At 70.9% G+C, this 23272-nt stretch carries 19 protein-coding genes; 8 read left to right on the top strand and 11 right to left on the bottom strand.

The window, feature by feature from the left end; translation table 11 throughout:
• Positions 1 to 48 precede the first annotated feature (48 nt).
• Positions 49 to 2319, top strand: a complete 2271-nt coding sequence (locus tag ACZ3I4_RS32150; RefSeq protein ID WP_465385800.1) for a putative bifunctional diguanylate cyclase/phosphodiesterase — start codon at positions 49 to 51, stop codon at positions 2317 to 2319.
• Here the strand turns inward: ACZ3I4_RS32150 and ACZ3I4_RS32155 are convergent.
• Both ACZ3I4_RS32155 and ACZ3I4_RS32160 read right to left on the bottom strand, forming a co-directional pair.
• Positions 2297 to 3691, bottom strand: a complete 1395-nt coding sequence (locus ACZ3I4_RS32155) for an Nramp family divalent metal transporter (RefSeq protein ID WP_465385801.1) — start codon at positions 3689 to 3691, stop codon at positions 2297 to 2299. The two genes, ACZ3I4_RS32150 and ACZ3I4_RS32155, sit on opposite strands and share 23 nt — an antisense overlap.
• On the bottom strand, positions 3657 to 4523 hold the full coding sequence (locus ACZ3I4_RS32160) for a shikimate dehydrogenase (RefSeq protein WP_465385802.1): 867 nt from the start codon (positions 4521 to 4523) through the stop codon (positions 3657 to 3659). The genes ACZ3I4_RS32155 and ACZ3I4_RS32160 overlap by 35 nt, the downstream gene beginning before the upstream one ends.
• Before the next feature lie 91 nt (positions 4524 to 4614).
• Here ACZ3I4_RS32160 and ACZ3I4_RS32165 point away from each other — a divergent pair, with 91 nt between their 5' ends.
• Entirely contained in the window at positions 4615 to 4968 is a 354-nt protein-coding gene (locus ACZ3I4_RS32165) for a DUF1304 domain-containing protein (RefSeq protein WP_465385803.1), read from the top strand.
• Positions 4969 to 4984: 16 nt separating this feature from the next.
• Here ACZ3I4_RS32165 and ACZ3I4_RS32170 read toward each other — a convergent pair whose 3' ends face one another.
• Positions 4985 to 5485, bottom strand: a complete 501-nt coding sequence (locus ACZ3I4_RS32170) for a DUF6624 domain-containing protein (protein WP_465385804.1) — start codon at positions 5483 to 5485, stop codon at positions 4985 to 4987.
• A gap of 163 nt (positions 5486 to 5648) precedes the next feature.
• Positions 5649 to 6494 carry an AraC family transcriptional regulator gene (locus tag ACZ3I4_RS32175; RefSeq protein ID WP_465385805.1) on the bottom strand — a complete coding sequence of 282 codons (846 nt, stop codon included), beginning with the start codon at positions 6492 to 6494 and terminating at the stop codon, positions 5649 to 5651.
• Positions 6495 to 6576: 82 nt separating this feature from the next.
• On the opposite strand from ACZ3I4_RS32175, the gene ACZ3I4_RS32180 reads away from it, so the two are divergent.
• Positions 6577 to 7659 (top strand): aldo/keto reductase, encoded by a 1083-nt coding sequence (locus ACZ3I4_RS32180; RefSeq protein ID WP_465385806.1) that lies wholly within the window; start codon positions 6577 to 6579, stop codon positions 7657 to 7659.
• Here ACZ3I4_RS32180 and ACZ3I4_RS32185 read toward each other — a convergent pair.
• The 5 genes from ACZ3I4_RS32185 to ACZ3I4_RS32205 are packed head-to-tail and all read right to left on the bottom strand — an operon-like array spanning position 7653 to position 14915.
• Positions 7653 to 10640, bottom strand: a complete 2988-nt coding sequence (locus ACZ3I4_RS32185; protein ID WP_465385807.1) for an alpha-mannosidase — start codon at positions 10638 to 10640, stop codon at positions 7653 to 7655. The genes ACZ3I4_RS32180 and ACZ3I4_RS32185 overlap by 7 nt on opposite strands.
• Complete coding sequence (locus tag ACZ3I4_RS32190) at positions 10640 to 11944, bottom strand: sulfatase-like hydrolase/transferase (protein ID WP_465385808.1); 1305 nt, start codon at positions 11942 to 11944, stop codon at positions 10640 to 10642. Before ACZ3I4_RS32190 ends, ACZ3I4_RS32185 begins: the two co-directional genes overlap by 1 nt.
• Positions 11941 to 12771, bottom strand: coding sequence for a carbohydrate ABC transporter permease (locus ACZ3I4_RS32195; protein WP_465385809.1), 831 nt, complete (start codon positions 12769 to 12771; stop codon positions 11941 to 11943). The genes ACZ3I4_RS32190 and ACZ3I4_RS32195 overlap by 4 nt, the downstream gene beginning before the upstream one ends.
• Positions 12768 to 13667, bottom strand: a complete 900-nt coding sequence (locus tag ACZ3I4_RS32200; RefSeq protein ID WP_465385810.1) for a carbohydrate ABC transporter permease — start codon at positions 13665 to 13667, stop codon at positions 12768 to 12770. Before ACZ3I4_RS32200 ends, ACZ3I4_RS32195 begins: the two co-directional genes overlap by 4 nt.
• A 3-nt stretch (positions 13668 to 13670) precedes the next feature.
• Positions 13671 to 14915: an ABC transporter substrate-binding protein gene (locus tag ACZ3I4_RS32205; protein ID WP_465385811.1), complete on the bottom strand. Its 1245-nt coding sequence runs from the start codon at positions 14913 to 14915 to the stop codon at positions 13671 to 13673.
• Between the two features lie 113 nt (positions 14916 to 15028).
• Here ACZ3I4_RS32205 and ACZ3I4_RS32210 point away from each other — a divergent pair, with 113 nt between their 5' ends.
• The 4 genes from ACZ3I4_RS32210 to ACZ3I4_RS32225 are packed head-to-tail and all read left to right on the top strand — an operon-like array spanning position 15029 to position 20495.
• Positions 15029 to 16246: an ROK family transcriptional regulator gene (locus ACZ3I4_RS32210; RefSeq protein ID WP_465385812.1), complete on the top strand. Its 1218-nt coding sequence runs from the start codon at positions 15029 to 15031 to the stop codon at positions 16244 to 16246.
• Positions 16247 to 16281: 35 nt separating this feature from the next.
• Positions 16282 to 17931 (top strand): CocE/NonD family hydrolase, encoded by a 1650-nt coding sequence (locus ACZ3I4_RS32215; protein WP_465385813.1) that lies wholly within the window; start codon positions 16282 to 16284, stop codon positions 17929 to 17931.
• 49 nt (positions 17932 to 17980) lie between these two features.
• On the top strand, positions 17981 to 18787 hold the full coding sequence (locus ACZ3I4_RS32220) for a DUF4062 domain-containing protein (RefSeq protein ID WP_465385814.1): 807 nt from the start codon (positions 17981 to 17983) through the stop codon (positions 18785 to 18787).
• Between the two features lie 7 nt (positions 18788 to 18794).
• Entirely contained in the window at positions 18795 to 20495 is a 1701-nt protein-coding gene (locus ACZ3I4_RS32225) for a vWA domain-containing protein (RefSeq protein ID WP_465385815.1), read from the top strand.
• Here ACZ3I4_RS32225 and ACZ3I4_RS32230 read toward each other — a convergent pair.
• Positions 20475 to 21104 carry an SDR family oxidoreductase gene (locus tag ACZ3I4_RS32230; RefSeq protein WP_465385816.1) on the bottom strand — a complete coding sequence of 210 codons (630 nt, stop codon included), beginning with the start codon at positions 21102 to 21104 and terminating at the stop codon, positions 20475 to 20477. The genes ACZ3I4_RS32225 and ACZ3I4_RS32230 overlap by 21 nt on opposite strands.
• A 46-nt stretch (positions 21105 to 21150) precedes the next feature.
• On the bottom strand, positions 21151 to 22194 hold the full coding sequence (locus ACZ3I4_RS32235; protein WP_465385817.1) for an NAD(P)-dependent alcohol dehydrogenase: 1044 nt from the start codon (positions 22192 to 22194) through the stop codon (positions 21151 to 21153).
• Between the two features lie 122 nt (positions 22195 to 22316).
• Between ACZ3I4_RS32235 and ACZ3I4_RS32240 the strand changes: the two genes are divergently transcribed.
• Complete coding sequence (locus ACZ3I4_RS32240; RefSeq protein WP_465385818.1) at positions 22317 to 23186, top strand: helix-turn-helix transcriptional regulator; 870 nt, start codon at positions 22317 to 22319, stop codon at positions 23184 to 23186.
• Positions 23187 to 23272: the final 86 nt, after the last annotated feature.

The raw sequence follows: 23272 nt of genomic DNA on the forward strand, positions 1-23272 counted from the left end.
GCCGGAAGCCGAAGGGAGCTTGAAGACAAGGACGGAGTTGGCCAGAAGATGTCTCGGTGGTGGCGATCGCACGGACCGGAACTCGCGGGCGCGGCGCTCGTCGTGCTCAGCTTCGCGTGGGTGATCGCCGGGCTGGCGCACGTGTGGGCGTACCCGGTGATCGGCTGGCTGCCGTTGCCGGTGAGCGCCCTGCTGGCCGCCGCCGTGGCCGCCCGTGCGGCCCGTGACCCCCGGCTCGACGCGGGCACCCGGCGCTTCTGGCGGCACCTGACGATCGCCTCGGTTTTCTTCACCGGCGGCACCATCGGCAACACGGTCGACGCGGTCGGCGGCCCGGAACCCTCGCAGCTGCTCTCCCCCGTCACCGTCGCGCTCTATCTGGCCGTGCTGGCCACGGTCATGTGGGCGTTGCTGCGCCTGCCGTCGTGGCAGCGCAGCCGGGCCGACTGGATCCGTTTCGGGCTGGACGCCTGCATGGTGCTGGTCACCGTGGGCGCGCTCGTGTGGCACCTGGCCCTGCGCAACCACGAGCAGTGGACCGCGCAGACCGGATCCGTGGGCCCGATGCTGGCCATCATGCTGGCGGCGTTCGTGGGGGTGGCCACCTTCGTCAAGGTCGGCTTCGCCGGCGCCGGGCGGCTCGACCGGCAGGCGATCCGCGTCCTCGCGGCCGGCTGCGCGGTCGCCGCGGCCCTGGGCGGCTTCTCACCGTTCCTGGCCGACCGGCCCTACCTGTCGACCAGCATCATGGCAGTGCCGGTGGCGGCGCTGACGATCAATCTCGCCGCCGCCCGGCAGTGGCACAACGGCGTGCGCACTCCGCCCGTGCGCCGGCCCTCGCACCGGATCAGCTGGCTCCCGTACGCCGCCGTGGCCGTCACCGACACCCTGCTGCTCTCGACCGGCACGTCCGACCCGGCCGAGACGACCACCATGCAGATCGTCGCCGTGACCCTGACCGCCCTGGTCGTCGTGCGCCAGGTGCTGGCCGTGCGCGACAACCAGCAGCTTTTCGACAAGCTCGGCCGCTATCAGGACCAGTTGCGCCACCAGGCCACCCACGACAGCCTCACCGGCCTGGCCAACCGGGCCCACCTCGAGCAGCACCTGAGCACCCGCCCGGCCGGCTTCCACGTAGCCATGATCGACCTGGACGATTTCAAGACCGTCAACGACCGTCTCGGGCATCACGTCGGCGACCAGCTCATCGTGGCCGCCGGCCGCAGGCTGACCGAGGTGACCGGCGAGCAGGCCTTCGTCGCGCGGCTCGGCGGCGACGAGTTCACCGTGGTGATCCCCGGAACCGCCGACGCCGAGCGGCTGCTGGACCGGCTGATCGAGGCGGTCAACGCCCCGTACGACCTGAACGGCCAGACGGTGCTCTCCGCGGCCAGCGTCGGCGTCACGACCACCCGGCCCGGCGACGACCCGGCCGAGCTGCTGCGGCGCGCGGATGTCGCGATGTACGCGGCCAAGACGGCGGGCGGCAACCGGTGGCACTGGTTCGACGCGGCCATGGACCGGGCCGCCGACGAGGCCGCGCGACTGTCCGCCGAGCTGCGGGACGCCGTACGGGGAAACCAGCTCGTGGCCCTGTATCAGCCGATCGTCTCGCTGCCCGGGGGCACGCCGACCGGGGCCGAGGTGCTGCTGCGCTGGCAGCACCCCGACCGTGGCCTGCTGGGACCGGACGCCTTCATCCCGCTCGCCGAGAACAACGGGCTGATCGCCGAGCTCGGCCGGTGGGTCCTGCAGGAGGCCGTGCGGCAGGCCGTGGACTGGCGGAACCGCCTGGGCGACCGGGCGCCGCGCCGGATCAGCGTCAACGTCTCGGCCCGGCAGCTGGCCGACCCGCACTTCGTCGACTTCGTGGCGGGCGTGCTGCGCGACAGCGGCCTGGCCCCGGAGAGCCTGATGCTCGAGGTGACCGAGACCGCCGTGCTGGCCGCCGGCACCGCCTTCGACCAGCTGCACCGGCTCAAGGCGCTGGGTCTGCGCATCGCCCTGGACGACTTCGGCACCGGTCACTCGTCGCTCAGCCTGCTGCTCGACTGCCCGGTCGACGTCCTCAAGGTCGACAAGTCGTTCGTCAGCGGCGACCGCGCCGGGCGGACGGCCGACGCGGTGACCCGCAACATGATCGTCTTTACCGACGACCTGGGCATCGAGGCCGTCGCCGAGGGCGTGGAGACCCCGGCGCAGGCAGCCCGCCTGCACGAGGCAGGCTACCGGTTCGCGCAGGGTTACCTGTTCGGGCGGCCGATGAGCGCGGCCGCGCTGGAGGAGACGTTCACGGTCACAGTCGCTGCAGCTGCGTGACGACCATGGCGACGGCGAAGAAGCCGTAGAACCCGATGGCCACGAGCATGCCGCCGAGGCGCCAGCCCCGCAGCCGTACGGGGGTGGGAAGGTCGCGGATGTTGAGGCGGATCAGCAGGGTCGAATAGAGCAGCGTCACCACCGAGGCCGCGCAGGTCGACACGATCAGCAGGCCCAGCGGCTGGGTGAAGCCGGCCAGCAGGATCGCCGAGCCCAGCACGATCTCGGCCCACACCACGGTCAGATAGAGCCGGGGCTCGGTCCAGCGGGCCGAGGTCTGCAGGTAGTTGCGGCGCAGGAAGTCGGAGGCGACGCGGCCGATGATGTCGAGCAGGCCCATCGCCGCCGCCCACAACGACACCGCGGCGACCGCCAGGAACAGCACCTTGAGCCAGTCGCCGACCAGGTCGGAGAGGATGCCGGCCTCGATGCGCAGGAACGAGGTGTCGTTCTTGACGTCGTCACGGCCGAACAGCGTCTCGTACGCCAGCAGGCACATGATGCTGATCGTCACGAAGCAGACGGCCACGAACGTGACCAGGTGCTCGAGGTTGGCCCGCTTCCACCACACCCGCCAGCGGGCCATGTTGGCCTCGTCGGTGGTGAACGTGTAGCGGTCCGTGCCCGCGGCCTCCTCCTGACCGGTGATCGGCGAGACCAGACGCGGCACGTGCGCGCCCATGCCGTAGCGCTTGTCGCGGATCCAGTTGCTCAGGACCAGATTGTGTACGCCGCCCGCGCCGGCCGCCCCGATCGCGCTCAGGATCAGCGTGAACGTGATGCCCGCCGGGATCCGCCCGAACTCGGTGACCGTGGCCTTGGCGGCGTCGCCCCAGGTGGTGAGCGAGATGACGAAGACGACCACGACGGCCAGGAAGAAGACGGTCAGCCCGACCTTGACCCACTCGACCCGCTCGACAGTCGTGTAGACCACCTTGGACACCGACAGCAGCGCGCCGACGAGCACCAGACCGATGACGGTGATCCAGACCGGGTCACCCCCGCCGAACAGGTACGTCAGGACGGTCGAACCGCTCGTGGCCCAGCCCGGCCAGACGTACTGGAAGGCCCCGGCCAGGCAGATGATGATGCCCCAGCCCTTCCACCAGCGGGAGAAGCCGGCCACGACGGTCTGCCCGGTGGCCAGGGTGTAGCGCTCGATCTCCATGTTGATGACGAACTGGACGGCGAGCGTGCAGAAGGCCAGCCACAGCAGGCCGAGACCGCCGATCGCGGTCAGGTAGGGCCACAGGATGATCTCGCCGGCGGCCATGCCGATGCCCACGGCGACCACGCCGGGGCCGATCATCCGGCGCAGGGACAGGGGTTCGGGAAGTTCAGCGGTCTTCTCGGTGGTCGGGGACGGATGCATGGGGGGCTCCCTTTCGGGCGAGGACGGCATCGAGGTGGCGCAGCATGCGGGCGGTGTCGGGGGTGTGCCCGGTGAGCAGTTCGAAGGCGGCCGCGGCCTGGTAGGCGCACATCGCCGTGCCGCCGGTCGTCCGCAGGCCCCGGTCGCGGGCCTCCCGGAGCAGCGGCGTCTCGACGGGCATGTAGACGATGTCGACGACCCACAGGCCGGGGTGGAGCATCTCGGCGGGAAGCGGCATTCCGGGGTGTTGCCGCATGCCGACGGGGGTGGCGTTGACCAGGCCGTCGGCGGTTCTGATGGCTTCCGCGAGCTGGTGCGGCGAGGCGACGGTGAGCTTGCCCGGCTGGGTGCCGGGTTTGAGCAGCTTGTCCCGGCGGCTCTTGTCGGGGTCGACCACGGTGAGGTGCTCGATGGTGTCCATCTCGAGCTGGGCATAGGCGGTCGCGGCGCCGGCGCCACCCGCTCCGAGCTGGACGACCCGGCCGGACATCCCGCTCTTGTAGGCCTCGGTGAAGCCGTACGCGTCGGTGTTGTGACCCAGCCGCCGGCCGCCGCTGAAGACCACGGTGTTGACCGCGCCGATCGCCCGGGCCTGCGCGGACAGGCCGTCCGGATCGAGCAGTCCGATCACCCGCTGCTTGAACGGATGAGTGATGTTAAGGCCGGCGAACCCGGCGTTCTCGGCCTGGTCGAGCAGGGCTTTCAGGCTTTCCGCGTCGGCGGTGTCGAACAGTTCGTAGGTGAGGTCGAGACCCTGACTGCGCCCCTCGGCCTCGTGCAGCGCCGGGGACAGGGAGGTGCCGATGCCGGCGCCGATCAGGCCGCAGCGCATGGATATGACTCCCGGATAGCTAATGTACGGACTGGTACGTTAGTTATCCGCTGTGACGGTAGCCACTGTCAACCCCCGTGTACGCTCCGCCATGATCGTGGTGGCGAACATCCTGGTGACGCTGGTCGCGCTCATCCACGTCTACATCCTGGTCCTCGAGATGTTCCTCTGGACCACCCCGCGGGGCCGCGCGGCCTTCGGCCTGACCCCGTCGTTCGCCGAGCAGACACGCACCCTGGCCGCCAATCAGGGTCTCTACAACGGCTTCCTGGCCTCGGGCCTGATCTGGGGCCTGATCGCCGACTTGACCTCGGCCAAAATCTTCTTCCTCGTCTGCGTCGCGATCGCCGGCATCTATGGCGCGGCCACCGCGAGCAAGCGCATCCTGTACGTCCAGGCCTTGCCCGCGGCGCTCGCCCTGATCTTCGTCCTCCTCGCGGGCTGACCGTGCCCCGGAGCGATCAGGCCGGTGCGTGCCGGGCGACGTGGACGGCGTACGGGTCCAGGCCGACCTCCGCACGTCGCTGATCCATCTGCTCCGGGTTCTCGCACGGCCACGGGACGGGAGCGCCGTCGACGACCCCGGCGATCTGCGTTCCGTAGATCTGGAGCCGGCCCTCGTTGACCAGCAGGCGATCGTGCAGCATGGCCAGCTGCGCGGCGTCGGCCTGTCCCGCGTCCACCGCCTCGGTCATCAGGGCCAGCGCCCGCCGCTGCAGCGACAGTTGCCGGTCGGCGTGCTGCGCCACGAGCCACGCCCGCCGGGCCGCCTCCGGGCCGACGAGTTCCGCGGTCGGCCACCCGTGTTCATCGAGGATCTCGGCGAGACGGTCACCGTTGCGGACGGTGGCACGGCGGTGGGCCAGCTGGGCGCCGAGGTCCTCACCCAGCGCGCCGGGCTGCAGCCGCCGGTCCTCCTCGGTCATGTCGATCAGTTCCTGCGCGAGTGCTTCGTTGACCATTCCCGCAAATTAGGCGACGGGCGACACCGGCCACTCGTCCCGGGCATGCACATTCAAGGTAGTCGATATTAAATACTGATAGAGGCGAAAACGTGCTTCAGCCGGCCAGCAGTTGGTCCAGGCCGCGCTCGAACAGCTCGCCGTCGCTCCAGCGGGAGCCGAGCTAGCCGACCGCGGAGGCCGACGCCAGGCGGGCCGCGTCCTGGCCCGGGGGCAGGCCGAACAGGCGGCGATACTCGCGGCTGAACTGCGACGCGCTCTCGTAGCCCACGGCGAACCCCACCGCGGCCACGTCGCCGGGCTCGGCCATCAGCCGGGCCCGGGCCTCCTGCAGGCGGATCTGCTTCTGGTACTGCAACGGCGTCATCGTGGTGACCGCGCGGAAGTGGCGGTGCAGGGAGGTCACGCTCATGCCGGCCGCACGGGCCACGTCCTCGATGCGGAACAGGTCGGCGTGGTGCTCGCGGATCCAGCGGACGGCCCGGCCGACCTGCGCGGCGTTGCTGCCGGGCCGGCCCAGCTGCCGGACCACCGCGGCCTGGTCGCCGGTGAGCAGCCGCCAGACGATCTCGCGTTCCAGGCCGGGCCAGAGCACGCGCAGGTCGGCCGGGCGGTCCAGCAGCCGCAGCAGCCGCGCGACCGCGTCGATCAGCTCGGGGCCGGCCACCCCGGCCGCCATGCCGGGCGCGGGGACCCCGGACGGCAGGTCGAGCAGCAGCTCGGCCACCAGGGAACGGCGCAGCCGCAGACCGAACACCTGGTAGGGCGCCCGGGTCACGTGGCCCAGCACCGGCAGCTCGACCGAGGCGATCAGGTATTCGCCGCTCGCGTAGTCGAAGACCCGGTCGCCGAGCACCGTACGCTTCGCGCCCCGCACGACCAGGGCGAAGAACGGCTCGTAGAGGGCGGGCATCGGCTCGGTGGGCTCGTTCGACTCCAGCAGGCTGACCCCGGGCGGGAGCGGACCGCCGGCGTGCCGGGACACCAGGCCACGCACCTCATCGAGCACGTACGCATTTTGGCAGGATCAGGCAACCGCGCGCCAGGATCCGACTCACGGCCGGGAGCCGTACGGGTGTGGACTCTTGGGCATGCCACTCGATCATTTCGTCACGCTGGGCCGGTCCGGCCTGCGGATCAGCCCGTACACGCTCGGCGCCATGACCTTCGGCGAGGACAACGGCTGGGGCGCCCCGGTCGCCGAGTCCGAAGCCATGATCACCGAGTATCTGGAGCGTGGCGGCAACTCCATCGACACCGCGAACATCTACACCAACGGCCACTCCGAGAAGATCATCGGTGACTATCTGGCCGCGCGGCCGGGGCTGCGCGACCGGATCGTGCTCGGCACCAAGTTCTTCGGCAACCTGTTCCCGGGCGACCCCAACGGCGGCGGCGCCGGGCGCAAGGCGGTCGCGGCGCAGGCCGAGGAGTCGCTGCGGCGGCTGGGCACCGACTACCTCGACATCTTCTGGGTGCACAACTGGGACCGCGGCGTGCCGGTCGAGGAAACCCTGCGCGCACTGGACGACCTGGTCACGGCGGGCAAGATCCGGTACGTCGGGTTGTCCGACCTGCCCGCCTGGAAGGCGGCCGAGGCCCAGGTCGTCGCCCACTTCCGGGGCTGGACGCCCGCGATCGGCCTGCAGGCGGAGTATTCGCTGCTCGAGCGTACGGCCGAGGGCGAACTGCTGCCGATGGCGGCCGAGCACGGTCTCGGGGTGCTGCCGTGGAGCCCGCTGCGCAGCGGTTTCCTGTCGGGCAAGTATTCGAGGAAGAACCGGCAGGAGGTCGACACCCGGCGTGCTCCCATGGTCGGCGGCCCGTCCGATTCGGACTATGCCGTGATCGACGCGCTGGACGAGGTCGCCGCGGCGGCGGGGGTGACTCCGGCCGCGGCCGCCCTCTCCTGGCTCGGCGGACGTCCCGGCGTCACCTCGATCCTGATCGGCGCCCGCCGCCTCGACCAGCTCCGGGCCAACCTCGACGCGATCGACGTCCGGCTGCCCGCCGACCTGACCGGGCAACTGGACGCGGTGTCCACTCCCACCCTCAACTTCCCGGCGGCCAACAACCGCGACCTGGCCCCGATGCTGGCCTTCGCCGGCGCCACCGTCGACGGCCGCGCGCACCCGGTGTCGCCGTTGTTCGGCACCGGCTCGCAGCGCTACTGAGCCACCCGCAGCGTCACGATCTCGAACGGGCGGAACGAGATCTCGATCGGCTCGGGGCCGGACCACGAGGAGTTCTGCACCGCGGGGTCGGACGGCGGCCGTTCCAGGAGGTCGGTCGTCCAGGCCCGGGCGTACGGCTCGGACACCTGGACCCGGGTCGTCGCCCGGCCGCCGCGGGCCTCGTAGAGGCGCACGATCAGGTCGCCCGAGCGGTCCTCGGCCAGCTTGACCGCCTCGACGACCACCGACGGCGTGTCCACCGTGATCAGCGGGGGCACCGCGGAGCCGCCGGGGACCGTACGGGCGGGAAGGTTGATCTGATAGCCGCTCGCGAGCGCCTCGAGCACGGTGGGCGCCGGCCCGAGCGCCGACCGCAGCACGTGGGTGCCCTGGTCGGCGTGCGGGTCGGGATAGCGCGGCGCCCGCAGCAACGACTGCCGCACCTGGGTGTAGGTCGCGCCGGAGGAGGTCCAGCGGCGGGTGATGTCGTGCCCGTATGTGGAGTCGTTGGCCACGACCACCCCGAAGCCGGGCTCGCCCACGTGGACCCAGCGGTGCGCCACCGTCTCGAAGCGCGCGCTGTCCCACGAGGTGTTGGCGTGGGTGGGCCGGTGCACGTGCCCGAACTGGATCTCCGAGGTGGCCCGGTCGGCGTGCACGGCCAGCGGGAAGGCCAGCTTGAGCAGCTTCTGCCGCTCATGCCAGTCGGCGCGGGTCTCGATGTCGAGCCGGGTCGCGCCCTCGGCCAGCCGGAACGTCTGCACGAAGCCCGAGTCCCGGTAGGACCGGCGGACGACCAGCGAGTGCGGGCCGGCGTCGACCGCGTCGGCGTCGCGCAACTCGGTGACGTGCCGCTGGTAGTGGGCGTCGAGATCCCAGGCGTCCCACCGGTTCGGGATGTCGCGGAACACCTGCAGCAGCGCCGCCGCCTGCCCGTCCGCGATGATCTCGCGACCCTCCGACCGGAGGGACACCAGCAGGCCGGCGTGGTCGAAGACCGCCCGTACAACGCCGTTGTCGAGCACCCAGCCTTCCGGGGAGGCGACCGGCGCCACCCAGCCGGGCGCCGGCGCCACGGCCGCGGCGAGAGGCGGCACCCCCGCGGCCGCGACCGGAGCGGCGTTGAAGACGACGTCGCGGTCGCCCGGCCCGGCCAGCAGCAGCTGCGCCTGGTGGATCAGCGTGGTCAGCGCGACCCCGACGACCGCGTAGTTGCGCTCGGCCTCCTGATGCACCCAGGCGATCGACGAGCCGGGCAGGATGTCGTGGAACTGCTGCAGCAGCACCGTGCGCCAGGCCGCGTCCAGTTCCTCGTACGGGTAGGCGCCCAGCCCGCGCCGGGCCGCGGTGGCCCACCACAGCTCGGCCTCGCGCAGCAGATGCTCGCTGCGGCGGTTGCCCTGCTTGGTGCGGGCCTGCGTCGTGTACGTGCCCCGGTGCAGCTCCAGATACATCTCGCCGGACCAGGTGGCCGGGGACGGATGCGCGGCCAGCGCGTCGGCGAAGAACTCCCGCGGCGTGCCCAGCGAGACCTTCGGCGAGCCCTCCAGATCGCGGGTGCGGGCAGCTGCCTCGAGCATCTCGCGGGTCGGGCCGCCGCCGCCGTCGCCGAACCCGAACGGCACCAGCGAAACGTCGCTCAAACCGTTCTCGGCGTACTGCCGCTGCGCCCGGGCCAGCTCGGCCCCGGACAGGTCGGAGTTGTACGTGTCGACCGGCGGGAAGTGCGTGAAAACGCGGCTGCCGTCGATGCCCTCCCACCAGAACGTGTGATGCGGCATCCGGTTGGTCTCGCTCCACGAGATCTTCTGGGTGAGGAACGAGTGCGACCCGGCCGCCCGGGCGATCTGCGGCAGCGCGGCGGTGTAGCCGAACGAGTCGGGCAGCCACACCTCGTCCGGTTCGGCGCCGAACTCGCGGGCGAAGAAGCCCTTGCCGTGCACGAACTGCCGGACCAGGGCCTCGCCACCGGGCATGTTGGTGTCCGACTCGACCCACATGCCGCCCACCGGCACGAACCGGCCCTCGGCGACGCGGGCCCGGATGCGCTCGAACAGCGCCGGATAGTGCTCCTTCATCCACGCGTACTGCTGCGCGCTCGAACACGCGAAGACGAAATCGGGATACTCGTCCATCAGGGCGAGCACGTTCGAAAACGTACGGGCGCACTTGCGGATCGTCTCGCGGGTGGGCCAGAGCCAGGCCGAGTCGATGTGCGCGTGCCCGACCGCCACGACCCGGTGCGCGCTGGGACAGGCCGGCGAGGCCAGCACCCCGGCCAGCTCGGCCCGCCCGTCCGCGGCGGTCGCGGCCACCCGGTCGGGGTCGACGGCGTCGCACATCCGCTCCAGCGCGCGCAGGATGTTCGCGCGGCGGGGCAGCGCCGGGTCGAGCTCACGCATCAGCCCGGTCAGCGTCCAGATGTCGCGCAGCAGGTGCTGGATGTTCGTGTCGCGCTCGACCAGGTCGACCCGGCGCAGGGTGTAGAGCGGCTCGTCGCCCGCGGTGGCCCGGTCCCCCATCGGCGTCGGCCGGCCATCGGACACGTCCGGGTTGGACGCCGCCTCGATGAAGAACTCAATCGGCCCGTCCCCCGCCGCGACGGCGTTGTTGAGCGGTTCCAGGCCCTTGACGATCTCGCCGTCGGGCCGGAACACGAGCCCCTCGGCCTGGAACCCGGCCTGCGCCGCCGAGAACCCGAGATCAACGACCATTTCCCGTACGACGTCCGGACCGCCCCATCCCGGCGGAACCTCGCCGGTGACGTGCAGCCAGGTGGTCCCCCACGGCCGGCCCCACGCGACCCCGGGTTTGATCGGCGTGAACTGCTGCCCGGCCGCCTCGGCGAACGGCACCGGCTCGCCCGGCACGTCCCACGCCACCACGTCGAGCGGGACGCTGCGGCGTTCGAGGGCGGGCCGCAGATGCTCGCGGGCGAACCGCTCGACGCGGGCCTCGATGGTGCGTGCGGTGTCGTGCATCAAGCGCTCCTGTCGCCGGGTTTCCGCCAGCTCTCGCACTGTTGCGCCCAGAGCCGCAGCTCGTCGCGCATCCGGTGGAACAGCTCGGGGTGGTCCTCCGACCGATCCTGCCGTTCCCCCGGATCGATATCCAGGTCGTAGAGGGCGCTGCGCACGGCCACCTCGGCCTGCATGCTCTCGCACACGTCCTCGACGATCTTCCAGCGGCCGAGCCGTCCGGCCCGTTGACCCTCGTACTCCCAGAACAGCCAGCGACCGTCGCCGTCCCCCGGCCCGGTGAGCCGGTCGAGCAGGGACCGTCCGTCGATCGTGTCGTCGTCGGGTTCGGCGCCGTCGACCGCGTGCAGCACGGTGGGGACGAGGTCGGCCATCGACCCGACGACGTCGTCGCGCGATCCGGCCGGGATCCGGGCGGGCCAGCGGAGGATGGCCGGGACCCGGATGCCGCCCTCGAACAGCGACCCCTTGTGCCCGCGCAGGCCGCCGGCCGAGCCGCCGTCGTACGAGACCTCCTCGCCGTTGAGCCAGTTGCGCTCCTCGGTGGAGGGACCGTTGTCCGAGGACATGAAGACGATCGTGTTGTCGCCCAGGCCGTGGCGGTCGAGCGCGTCGAGGATGGTCGCGACCCCGTCGTCCATCGCCTTGATCATCGCGGCCGTCATGCGCCGGCCCTCGGGCAGGTGCGCGAACTGGGCCATGTATTCCTCGGGCGCGTGCATCGGGTAGTGCGGCGCGTTGAACGGCACGTAGCACAGGAACGGCCGGTCGGCGTGGCGCTCGATGAAGTCGACGGCCTTGCGGGCGATGACCGTGGTCAGGTATTCGCCGTTGAGCCAGACCTCGTCCTCGCCGTCCCACAGGTCGTGCACCGGGTTGCGGTTGTCCCAGTAGTAGATGTGCGAGTAGTAGTCGACGCATCCGGCCCGGAACCCGAAATGCTCGTCGAAACCGCGTTCCAGGGGCCCGTACGCAGGGTCGACGCCGAGGTGCCACTTGCCGAAGATGCCGGTGGCGTAGCCGCGGTCGCGCAACGCGCCGGCCAGCGTCGACTGCGGGGGCAGCCCGACGGTGTCGCGGGCTCCGCCCAGGATCGCCTCGACGCCGGCGTGGGCCGGGTGCCGGCCGGTGAGCAGCGAGGCCCGCGACGGCGAGCAGACCGGCGAGTTGGCGTACCACTGGGTGAGCCGGGCGCCCCGGGCGGCCAGCCCGTCGAGGGCCGGGGTGTCGAGCTCACCGGCGCCGAAGCAGCCGAGGTCGCCCCAGCCCAGATCGTCGGCGTAGATGATGACGACGTTGGGTGTCACTGCTTCACACTCCCGGCGGACAGGCCCGCGACCAGGCGCTTCTGGACGACGGCGAAGAGCACGATCGTCGGGACGGTGGCGACGGTGGCCGCGGCCATGATCATCCCCCAGTCGCTCGAGTACTCGCCGAAGAACGAGGACAGGCCGACCTGGACGGTCTTGAGATCCTCGCTGGTCATCAGGACGCTGGCGAAGAAGTACTCCTCCCAGGTCGTGATGAACGTGGTGGTGACGACCGTGACGATGCCCGGCACCGCGATCGGCAGCACGACCCGGAAGATGACCCCGGCGGTCGAGCAGCCGTCGATGCGGGCCGCCTCGTCGAGCACGCGCGGGATCGTGTCGAAATAGCCGAGCAGCAGATAGATGGCGAGCGGCAGGGTCATCGCGACGTAGACGACGACCAGGCCGTAGTACGAGTTGAGCAGTCCGAGCTCGCTGAAGGCCAGATAGATCGGCGAGATCAGCACCACGAACGGGAGCAGCTGGGTGGCCAGCACGACGAGCAGCACCGGGCCGCGGAGCCGGAACTTGAACCGGGAGAGCCCGTACGCGGCGAAACTGGCCAGCACCACCGTGCACACCGTGCTGATCGCGGACACGAGCAGGCTGTTGCCGATGTAGCGGGCGAAACCCGAGTCGGAGAAGAGCCGCCCGTACGCGTCGAAGCCGAGCCCGTCGAACCACTGCCCGACGGGCAGGTCCGCGGCCAGGGCCGACGCCGGGCGCAGCGAGGTGAACACCATCCACAGGACCGGGAAGACGATGACGAACAGAATCGCCAGCGTCGGCACGATCACCAGCAGGTCGCGGGGCCGCCGTCTCATGCCTCCTGCCTTCCCCGGTCGCTGACCCGCAGATAGGCCAGGGCGAACACCGCCATCACCGCCGTCATCACGAGTCCGATTGCGGCGCCCTCGCCCAGGCTGTTGGCCACGAACGCCTTCGAGTAGAGCTGGGTGGCCAGCACCTGGGTGTAGGTGCCGGGCCCGCCGCCGGTGGACAGCCACACGTACACGAAGTTGTTGAAGGTCTGGATCACCGTCATGAGCACGACGACGGTGATGACCGGCCGCAGGCTCGGCACGGTGATGTGCCGGAACGACTGCCACCGGCCGGCGCCGTCGAGCGCGGCCGCCTCGTACTGCTCCTCGGGCACCGATTGCAGCCCGGCCAGCAGCACGATGACGACGAACGGCAGCTCGCGCCACACGATGATGGCGATCACCGACCACCAGACGGTGCTGGTCTGGGCCAGGAAGGGCACGCCCTCGGGCAGCACGTGGATCGCCACCAGGAACTGGTTGAGCGCGCCGGTGTTGGCGTCGAAGATCCACTTCCAGCAGGCGACCGCGACCACCGGCGGCACCATCCACGGGACGAGCACCATGGTGCGGGCGAAGCCGCGCAGCCGCCACCGCTGCAGCACCCGGCTGTGCAGCAGGAGCGCGAGACCCATGCCGAGGACCAGCCGGATGCCGACGGTGGCCGCGGTCAGCCAGAACACCGTGTTGACCGCGGCCGAGCCGATCTGCGGATCGGTGAAGACGGCCTGGAAGTTGGCCAGGCCGGCCCACTCGGCGTCGCCCGGGGCGTCGAACGGGGTGAGGTCCTGGAACGCCAGCACCACGTTGTAGACGCCGGGGAACAGGAACAGCACGCCGATGACCAGCAGGGCGGGGGTGACGAGCGGGAACGCCTGACGGCCGGGTCCGCGTGGCACGGATCAGCCCTTCAGACCCTTGGCCAGGCCGTCGAGGATCGCCTTGGCCGCGTCGGCCGAGGTCGCCTGTCCGGAGTAGACGGCCGAGAACTGCTGGTTGACCAGCTGCTGGATCGAGGCGACGGTCAGGTCGGAGCCGATGTAGCGGGCCATCGACCGGGAGTGCGGCAGCTGCTCGACGTAGCCCTTCTGGGCCGCCGGGACGTCCAGCTCGGTCAGGGTCTTCTTCGAGGCCGGGTACTGGCTGTACGTCTTGAAGGTCGCGGCGCTGGTCAGGTACTTGATGACCTCGTACGCCTGCTCGGGGTGCTTGCTGTTGCGGTTGATGGCCAGCGCCCGGCCGCCCAGGTGGGTCGCGCCGTCGGACAGGCCCGAGGGCATCGGCGCGCTCGCCACCTTGTCGCCCGCCTGCTTGGTCAGCGTGGCGAACGTGGCCGGGGGCATGTAGCTCATCGCGCAGTCGCCGCCGGCCAGGCCGTTGACGATCGAGGGGTCGCTGTAATCCTGCACGGCCTGGAACGCCTTGCTGGTCGCGCCCGAGGTGAACAGCCCGTTGAAGTAGTCGATGGCCGAGGTGAGCTGCTCCGGCGTCACGCCGGTCTGCCACTTCCCGATCTCGTTGCGGATGAAGGCGCCGCCGTGTGACCACAGGTAGTAGTTGATGGCGAACCACTGCGCGCTGGTCTGGGAGCCCGCGGCCGGGAAGCAGAAGCCGTTCTTGATCTTCGCGGCGGTGGTGGCGAGTTCTTCCCAGGTGGTCGGCGGCTTGTCGGCGCCGAGCGCTTCCTTGTTGTAGACCAGCGCCATCGTGTCGGCGGTCCACGGCACGGCCCACGTCTTGTCGTCGAAGGTGACCATGTCGGTGGCCAGCAGGTCGCCGGTGCCGCCGTTCTTGTCGAGGTACTCGTCGAGCGGCTGCAGGATCTTGGGGTTGGCCACGAACGCGACGTCGGCGAAGGCGACCTGGTTGATGTCCGGTCCCGACCCCGAGTTGGCCTCGCGGGCGAACTGCTGGATGTTGTTGGGGCTCAGCGTCTGCAGCTCGACCTGAATGTCCGGGTGGCCGGTGTTCCACGCGTCGACGGCGGTCTTGAGCCCGCCGATCTCGCTCTCCGGGTCGAACTGGCGGAAGACCAGCTTGACCGGGCCGTCGCCGGAGCCGGAGTCGTCGCCACCCGAGCAGGCCGCGACGCCGAGGGTGAGGGCGGCGGCCATCGCCGCGGCCAGAACTGGTTTGCCGAATCTCATGGTGGTGTCCCTTCGCCGTGCCACGGAACGTAACACAATCAAATTGATTTCCTATAGAGCTAGTGGATCTTCTAGGATGTGACGTGATCGATGCCCGGCGAGGGGGGAACCGGATGGAACGACGCGGCTCGAACCTTCCGCGCGTCGGCGACTACAACCAGCTCCTGGTGCTCGACCTGGTCCGCCGGCACGTCAACATCAGCCGCGTCGAGCTGTCCGAACGCACCGGCCTCTCCGGGCAGACGGTCTCCAACATCTGCCGCCGCCTGGTCACGGCCGGCCTGATCGAGACGGCCGGGCGGGCCGAGGCCGACACCGGCGCCCGGCGCACGATGTTCCGGATCGTCGCCCGCGGGCAGTATTCGATCGGCCTGCACATCGACCCCGCCCGGATGACGCTGGTGCTGCTCAACCTGGCCGGCGAGGTCGAGGAGCGGGCGTCGCTGGTGACCCCGTCGGCCGACGGCCCCGAGGACGTGCTGCGGGCCGTCGTCGAGGCGGTGGCCGAGCTGGCCGCCCGCCGCGACGACGCATCGCAGCGCCTGGTCGGTCTCGGTGTCTCCACCCCCGGGCCGATCCTGGCCGACGCCGTCGTCGGGCCGCCCAACCTGCGCGGCTGGGGCGTGGTGCGGTTGCGGGCCGAGCTGGAGAGCCGCACCGGGCTGCCCGTGGTGCTCGAGAAGGACACGATCGCCGCCGCCACCGGCGAGTTGTGGGTCAGCGGCGGCTCGCTCAACGACTTCGCGGTCATCTATCTCGGCACGGGCATCGGCGCCGGCGTCGTGCTCGGCGGCGAGGTGGTCCGCGGCTCGTCCGACAACCTGGGCGAGATCGGCCACCTCAGCGGCGACCCCGACGGTCCCCGCTGCCCCTGCGGCGGCCGCGGCTGCATCGCGATCACCTGCGCGCCCGTCCACCTGGTCACCGAGGCGGCCGAGCGGGGCCTCCTGCCGCCCGTGCGGCCCGACGACCACCTCGGCATCGAGACCGCGCTGGCCCGGCTGTGCGCGCGGGCCGACGACGGTGACCCGGCCGCGCTGGCCATCGTCGAGAAGTCGGCCCGCGGCATCGCCCGCATCGCCGGCAACCTGTCCAACGTGCTCGACCTCGACACGATCATCCTGGGCGGGCCGAACTGGCCCGCGCTGTCGAAGACCTACCTGCGGGTCGTGCCGCCGATCCCGGCCAAGCTGCTGACGGTGAGCGACGTGCACACGGTCGAGGTGCGGGGCACCACGCTGAACGAGGACGGCGGCGCGATCGGCGCGGCGTCGCTGGTGATGTCGTCGATGGTGTCGGCCCGCTCCGACCGGCTGCTGCTGCCCCGCTGACTGCGCGCCGGTGATCGCCGCGTTAGGTTTCACCCATGGCGAAGTTGACTCGACTGGCCGGTCTGGTGGCGGATGTCGCGCTCGGGCTGCCGAGAAAAGCGGTCCCGTACGAGATCCGTCAGGACGTCGCGGTGCCGATGCCCGACGGTGTCACGCTGCTCGCGAACCACTACCGGCCCACCGGTCACGACGAGCCGCTGCCCGTGGTGCTCATCCGGGTCCCGTACGGGCGGGCCGGCGCGTTCGGGCAGCTGTTCGCGGCGCCGCTGGCCCGTCGCGGCTTCCAGGTGTTCATGCAGGCCACCCGGGGCACGTTCGGCTCCGGGGGCCAGTTCCGCCCGTTCACCAGCGAGCGCGACGACGGCCTGGCCACCCTCGAGTGGCTGCGCAAGCAGTCCTGGTGCGACGGCCGCATCGCCATGGCCGGCGCCAGCTACTTCGGGCACACCCAGTGGGCCGTGGCCCCGTACGCGGAACCGCCCCTGACCTGCGTGATGCCGCACATCACCTCGGCCAACATGACCAACCGCCTGTTCTACGAGCACGGCGTCCCGCAGATCCACACCGCGCTCACCTGGTCGGCCCAGATCGGCCGGCAGGAGGCGCCGGGCCTGCTCGGCGGGCTGCCCGACCCGCGGGTCAAGGCCCGGGTGCGGCGCGCGCTCGGCCGGTTGCCGCTGCAGGCCGTCGACGTCGAGGTGGCCGGGGCGCCGGTGCCGTTCTGGCGCGACTTCGTGGCGCACGCCGAGCCGGGCGACACCTTCTGGGCGCAGGCCGACCACGACGACGCCGACCTCAGCCGGATGCCGCCGGTCAGCACGGTCACCGGCTGGTGGGACCTGTTCCTGGCGGGCAACCTGGCCGACTACACGGCGCTGCGGGCGGCCGGGGTGCAGGCGCGGCTCGTCGTCGGTCCGTGGATCCACGGCGAGCCGGGTGAGCTGCGCATGGTCGCGCAGACCGATGCCGCCTGGCTGGACCATCACCTCAACGGCGGTCCGGCGCCCTCGGGAGCCCCGGTGCGGGTCTATCTGCAACAGGCCGGCCGGTGGCTCGAGTTCGAGTCGTGGCCGCCTCCGGGCGTACGGGAAACGCGGTTGCATCTCGGAAGCGGGAGCCGGCTGGTGACCCGGCCGGAACAGGACGGCGAGCCGAGCCGGTTCACCTATGACCCGGCCGATCCGACCCCGACCGTGGGGGGCCCGCTGCTGCAGCCGCCGGGCAAGCAGGCCGACAACGCGAGCGTCGAGAAGCGCGACGACGTGCTGGTCTTCACCGGTCCCGCGCTGCCGGGCGATTTCGACATCGCGGGCCCGGTGAGCGCGACGATCTATGTGCGCACCTCCATCCCGTACGCGGATGTGTTCGTCCGTCTGTGCGATGTGGACGCCAAGGGGGTCTCGCGCAATGTCGTCGACGGCATTCAACGGCTCGACCCGCGCACTTCCGGGGAGCCGGGGCCGGACGGGGTGCGCGCGGTCCAGGTCGAACTGTTTCCGACCGCCTACCGCTTCCGGGCCGGGCATCGGCTGCGCGTGCAGGTGAGCGGCGGCGCGTTCCCCCGCTATGCGCGAAACATGGGCACGCCGGAGCCGTTCGGGGTCGCGGTCGACGGCGTGAGCTGCGACTTCGAGATCCGGCACGACGCCGATCACCCGTCGCATGTGGCGGTGCACGTGCTGTAGCGGATGCGCACTAGCATTGGCCCCTACGCATCCGTGAGGGGGCACGTGCGTGTGGCAGTCCATTCTCGACGCCGTGGGGTCGTTCTTCGGAACCCTCGCGGTCGGCGTCCTGACCGCATTCGGTACCTGGCTGTACCAACGGCACCGAAAGCCATCCGTCGAAAAGGTCACCGTCTATCTGGCCCGCACCGGCGGTGACCTGCGGACCTACCGCGCCGAGGTCAAGGAACGACTGGAGCAGGCCCCCGTCGTCGTCGTCGAGGGCCCCGACCCGGCCGACCCGGGCGACAACAAGGCCCAAGCGCGTGAGGCCCTCATCAAGAGCGCACACATGTTCGTGGGTCTCTACGGCCGCCAGTACGGGAAGTCGGAATCGGCTGAGAAGAGCAGGTCCGCCGCCGAACAGGAATTCGACGCCGTCCTGGGGGCGCACAACGGGCCGCGCCGGCGCCTGTGGATGGCCCTGGAAGATCAGGATCTGCTGACCCCCGGCACGACCGAACAGGACTCCCCGGCCGACAACCGCCGGGTTCGCCGGCTTCGGGAAAAGGTGGCCCGGCAACAGTGGGACCAGCTGCCCACCGATCGGCGCGAGCTGGCCGAGCAGGTGATGAAGGCCGTCCGTGACGTGCGCCGGCTCGAATACCCGGCGGCGCGGCGGGCCGAGTACGTGCTGGATCCGCAGGCGCTCGTCGTCGGCGGGGTGGTGGCGCTGGGCGCGTCGGGATATTTCGCATACCAGGTCTACGACGTCGGTGGGGCCGGCCCGATCCTCGGCGCCCTGGGGCTGTCGCTGGTGTGCGGCCTGGTCGCGTACGTCGGCCGGGTCGCCTGCAGCTACGCATTCCTGAGGTGAGGTGAGGATGAACTCCAACAAGGGCGGACGTCTGCTCGCCAGCATCCTCTGCATCGTGCTGGGCGGCGCTCTCGTCTACGCGCTCGGCGAGGTGGCGTTGCCGTCCGGCGGCAAGTGTCACGGCACCGCGCTCGAGGTCTGGTCGTCCACCGAACCGGGCCTGGCCCGCGCCGACCCCGCGGCCACTCCCGGCGTGCTCCAGGACGCGGCCAAGGAATACAACTGCATCAAGATCGTGCCGATCAGCTCCGGGTTCGCGCAGCAGCGGATCACCGGCTCGCTCGCGAGCGGCGGGGCCGACCGGCCGGACGTCTGGCTGCCCACGCACTCGTTCTGGAACTCGCTGCTGGACGCGGACGACCGCTACGACGACAAATTGGGCTCGTTCACGACCAGCCGGATGCGGCTCTACGTCAAGTTCGGCACCCCGCTGGCCGGCTCGCTGAGCGACTCCGGCTCGGTCACCTGGAGCGATCTGGCCGCGCTGGCCTCCGCGGGCAAGCTCGACCTGGTCAAGGAGAACGCGCTCAACTCGACATCCGGGGCGATGGCCACGATCCTGGCGTTCGAGGCGGCGGCGGGCGGCGGCAGCGGCATCTCGGCCGAGGACGTACGGGCCGGGAAGCTCGATGTCCACGCCGCGCCGCTGGAACGCTCGGTCGCGAGATACCCCGGGGAGATCGTCGAGTTCCTGTCCTCGTTCAAGCCGCCGGTCGACACCTCGGCGCTGCCGAACGCGATGATCGTCGAGGAGGCCGTCTACAAGGGCTTCCCCGATCTCACCCACTACTACCGCGGGGTGGAGCTGGCCGGCCCGAACCCGACGCTGGACCACCCGTTCCTCAAGCGGCCCGGGATGGACAAGAACAAGCGGGACCTGGCCGACGCGTTCCACCGCACGTTGATGACCAAGAAGTGGCAGAACCGCCTGGACCGGGTCGGGTTCGAGTCCACCGACGACCATGCGCTCACCCGGCGCGACGGCGCGGTCGTCAGCGCCATCCTCGAGCGCTGGCGCCAGACGCTGCGCAAGCGGATCAGCCTGGCCATCACGCTCGACCAGTCCGGGTCCACGGAGCCGTACAAACGCCAGATCGCCGCGGCGATGACCACGGCGCTGGGCAGCCTGTCGGGCACCGACCGGGTGGCGTTCTTCGGCTTCCCGGGTGCGGACGGCGCGGTGTTCGACCCGCTGACGACCCCCGGCGGTTTCGCCGACCCGACCCGGCTCGCCGTGCCGGAAGTGTCCAACCTGGGTGGCAGCAGCCCGGTCACCGAGGCCGTCCGCGAGACCGCCGACCTCGTGCGTGACGAGATCGGCGTCGATGCCAACAACCCGCGCAAGCAGGCCCTCATCGTGTTCACCGACGGCGAGCAGGCCGGGGCGGGCAGCCCCAGCGAGCAGCAGAGCGACGCCAAACGCATCCGCAGCTACCGCGACACCGGGGTGCAGGTGTTCTTCGTGCTGGTCGGCGGCAAACCGCTGTGCGCGGTCGACCGCATCTACAGCACGCTGCCCTCGGACTGCCGCAACCCGGGGAAACGCCCGGTCAAACTGGGCCAGGAGGAACGACGCTCGGTCTACTGCATCTCCGACCGCCCGGACTGCCCGACGCCGCTGCCGTCCCAGCGCGGCAAGTCCGACGACGAACACATCCGGGCGATCGTCAAGGAGATCTTCGACCAGCTAGGCGGCGCCCTCATCTGAGAACGTGCGAAACTCGCCGTCCGTCGTGTGCAGCTGCCACAGCTTCCCGGCCAGGACCTCGGCGTCCCCGGGCCCGATGGCGCCCGGCACGATCAGCTGCGCGACCCGGATCCCTTCGGCCCCGAGGGTCTCGTGGAGCATTTTCCCGTACGCCCCCTCGCCCGCGAAGGCGATCGACGTGCCCGCGACCTTGGGGTTGGGGCGGGCGCCGCTACCCCCGTTGACCAGCAGGATCGACCCCCGGCCCAGCTGCCGCATGCCGGGCAGCACGGTGTTCACGGCCGTCATCGGGCCGAGCACCGAGAACTCCACGGCGGCGGCCACGTCGCCGGCGGTGGTGTCGGCGACCGGCTTGAGGAAGTCGCGGTGCGGGATAGGGCTGTACTGCAGGATCTCGATCGGGCCGAGCTCGTCGGCGGCCCGCTCGAGCGCACCGGCCAGCGCGGCCCGGTCGCGGACGTCCGCGGGGTAGCCCCGGGCCCCCAGCTCGCCGGCCAGTTTGCCGGGGTCGCGCGAGACGAGCGCGACGCTGTGCCCGGCCGCCCCGAACCGCCGGGCAACGGCCGCGCCGAGCCCGGGACCGGCCCCGACGATGGCGATGGTGGTCATGCAAAGGCCTCCAGCAGGGTCTTGGTGTGCCGCCCGGCGGTGGTGATCAGCGCAGCGAGTCGACGTCGATGACGAACCGGTAGCGCACGTCGGACTTGAGCACGCGCTCGTAGGCGTCGTTCACGGCGTCGGCCGTGATGACCTCGACCTGCGGCGCGATGCCGCGCTCGGCGCAGAAATCCAGCATTTCCTGGGTCTCGGCGATGCTGCCGATGCCCGAACCCGCGAACGAGCGCCGGTTGCCGAACAGGGCGAACACCGGCACGGCCAGCGGCTCGGGCGGGGCGCCCACGCTGACCAGGGTGCCGTCCAGGCGCAGCAGACCCAGGTAGGCGGCCATGTCGATCGGCGCGCTGACCGTGTTGATGATGAGGTCGAAGGTGTTCTTCAGCGCCTCGAACGTCGCCGGGTCGCTGGTCGCGTGGTAGTTCGCGGCGCCGAACGTGAGCCCGTCGTCCTTCTTGCCGAGCGTCTGCGACAGCACGGTCACGTCGGCGCCCAGCGCGGAGGCGATCTTGACCGCCATGTGGCCGAGCCCGCCCATGCCGACGACGGCGACCCGGGTGCCCGGGCCGGCCTTCCAGTGCGCCAGCGGGGAATAGGTGGTGATGCCCGCGCACAGCAACGGCGCGGCCGCCTCGTACGGGATGCTCTCGGGGACCTTCAGCACGAAGTCCTCGTCGACGACGACATGCGTCGAGTAGCCGCCCTGGGTGATCGTGCCGTCCCGGTCGACCGCGGCGTAGGTGCCGGTGTTGCCGTTGAGGCAGTACTGCTCCTGCCCGGCCCGGCAGTTCTCGCACTCGCGGCACGAGTTGACCATGCAGCCGACCCCGACCCGGTCGCCCACGGCGTGCCGGGTGACCTCGGCGCCGACCTCGGTGACCTCGCCGACGATCTCGTGGCCGACGGTGAGCGGGTACGCCACCTGACCCCACTCGCCGCGCACGGTGTGGATGTCGGAGTGGCAGATGCCGGCGTATCTGATCGCGATCAGCACATCGCGCGGGCCGACGTCGCGACGCTCGATCGTGGTGCGGACCAGCGGCTCGGTGGCCGAAGGCGCGGCAATGGCGTTGACAGTGAACATGGGTGTCCCTTTCCTCGGTACTGCTCCAGCACACTCCTTCCCGCCGGCGCGAAGAAGTCACCGATGAAAGGTGTACCGGTAGTACATCCCAGCCCAGAATGACCCGACGTACCGTTTCAGGGGTGGACAACCGAGCCGAGGTACGCGATTTCCTGACCACCCGCCGGGCGAAGATCACGCCGGAGCGGGCCGGGCTGCCGTCGGCCGGTCAGCGGCGGGTGCCGGGGCTGCGGCGCAGCGAGGTGGCCGCGCTGGCCGGGATGAGCGTGGAGTATTACGCCAAGCTCGAGCGCGGCTCGCTGGCCGGGGTGTCCGCCGGGGTGCTCGACGCCATCGCGCGGGCGCTGCAGCTCGACGAGGCGGAACGAGCCCATCTCGTACGCCTGGCGCAGGCGGCCAACGGCAGCAACGCGCTGCTGCGCCCGAGCCGCCGTCCCAAGCAGTCCGCGCCCCGGCCCAGCCTGCAGTGGTCGCTCGACGCGATCACCAGCCCGGCCATCGTGGTCAACTTCCAGCAGGACCTCGTCGCGGCCAACCTGCTCGGCCGGGCCATGTACAGCGACTGCTACGCGGATCCGGGCGGAACCCCGAACCTCGGGCGTTTCACGTTCCTGGACAGCGCCGCGCACCGGTTCTATCCGGATTGGAACCTGGCCGCCGACATGCTCGTGGCCAACCTGCGCACGGCGGCCGGCAAGGACCCGCACAACAAGGCCCTGCACGACCTGGTCGGCGAGCTCTCCACCCGCAGCGACGACTTCCGCCGGCGGTGGGGCGCGCACAACGTGCGGATCCACGGGACCGGCGTCAAATACTTCCACCATCACGTCGTGGGCGACCTCGAGCTGGCCTACGAGAGCATGGATCTGCGGGCCGAGCCGGAGCTCACGCTGACCATTTTCTCGGCCTCGCCGGAGTCTCCTACGGCGCACAACCTGGCGCTGCTGGCGTCGTGGGCCGCGACCGATGCGGCCGCGGCCCACGCGCTCTAGCTTTCCGGCGGCCCGGCTTTCCGACGGCCCGGCTTTCCGGCGGCCCAGCTTTCCGGCGGCCCAGCTTTCCGGCGCTCTGGGTCTTC

This window comes from Actinoplanes sp. NPDC021490 (assembly GCF_055562135.1).

What these genes read in the sequence shown, in the direction of transcription:
- ACZ3I4_RS32150 (WP_465385800.1), top strand. Translation starts at nt 49, where the DNA reads ATGTCTCGGTGGTGGCGATCGCACGGACCGGAACTCGCGGGCGCGGCG.
- ACZ3I4_RS32155 (WP_465385801.1), bottom strand. Translation starts at nt 3,691, where the DNA reads ATGCATCCGTCCCCGACCACCGAGAAGACCGCTGAACTTCCCGAACCC.
- ACZ3I4_RS32160 (WP_465385802.1), bottom strand. Translation starts at nt 4,523, where the DNA reads ATGCGCTGCGGCCTGATCGGCGCCGGCATCGGCACCTCCCTGTCCCCG.
- ACZ3I4_RS32165 (WP_465385803.1), top strand. Translation starts at nt 4,615, where the DNA reads ATGATCGTGGTGGCGAACATCCTGGTGACGCTGGTCGCGCTCATCCAC.
- ACZ3I4_RS32170 (WP_465385804.1), bottom strand. Translation starts at nt 5,485, where the DNA reads ATGGTCAACGAAGCACTCGCGCAGGAACTGATCGACATGACCGAGGAG.
- ACZ3I4_RS32180 (WP_465385806.1), top strand. Translation starts at nt 6,577, where the DNA reads ATGCCACTCGATCATTTCGTCACGCTGGGCCGGTCCGGCCTGCGGATC.
- ACZ3I4_RS32185 (WP_465385807.1), bottom strand. Translation starts at nt 10,640, where the DNA reads ATGCACGACACCGCACGCACCATCGAGGCCCGCGTCGAGCGGTTCGCC.
- ACZ3I4_RS32195 (WP_465385809.1), bottom strand. Translation starts at nt 12,771, where the DNA reads ATGAGACGGCGGCCCCGCGACCTGCTGGTGATCGTGCCGACGCTGGCG.
- ACZ3I4_RS32205 (WP_465385811.1), bottom strand. Translation starts at nt 14,915, where the DNA reads ATGAGATTCGGCAAACCAGTTCTGGCCGCGGCGATGGCCGCCGCCCTC.
- ACZ3I4_RS32210 (WP_465385812.1), top strand. Translation starts at nt 15,029, where the DNA reads ATGGAACGACGCGGCTCGAACCTTCCGCGCGTCGGCGACTACAACCAG.
- ACZ3I4_RS32215 (WP_465385813.1), top strand. Translation starts at nt 16,282, where the DNA reads ATGGCGAAGTTGACTCGACTGGCCGGTCTGGTGGCGGATGTCGCGCTC.
- ACZ3I4_RS32225 (WP_465385815.1), top strand. Translation starts at nt 18,795, where the DNA reads ATGAACTCCAACAAGGGCGGACGTCTGCTCGCCAGCATCCTCTGCATC.
- ACZ3I4_RS32230 (WP_465385816.1), bottom strand. Translation starts at nt 21,104, where the DNA reads ATGACCACCATCGCCATCGTCGGGGCCGGTCCCGGGCTCGGCGCGGCC.
- ACZ3I4_RS32235 (WP_465385817.1), bottom strand. Translation starts at nt 22,194, where the DNA reads ATGTTCACTGTCAACGCCATTGCCGCGCCTTCGGCCACCGAGCCGCTG.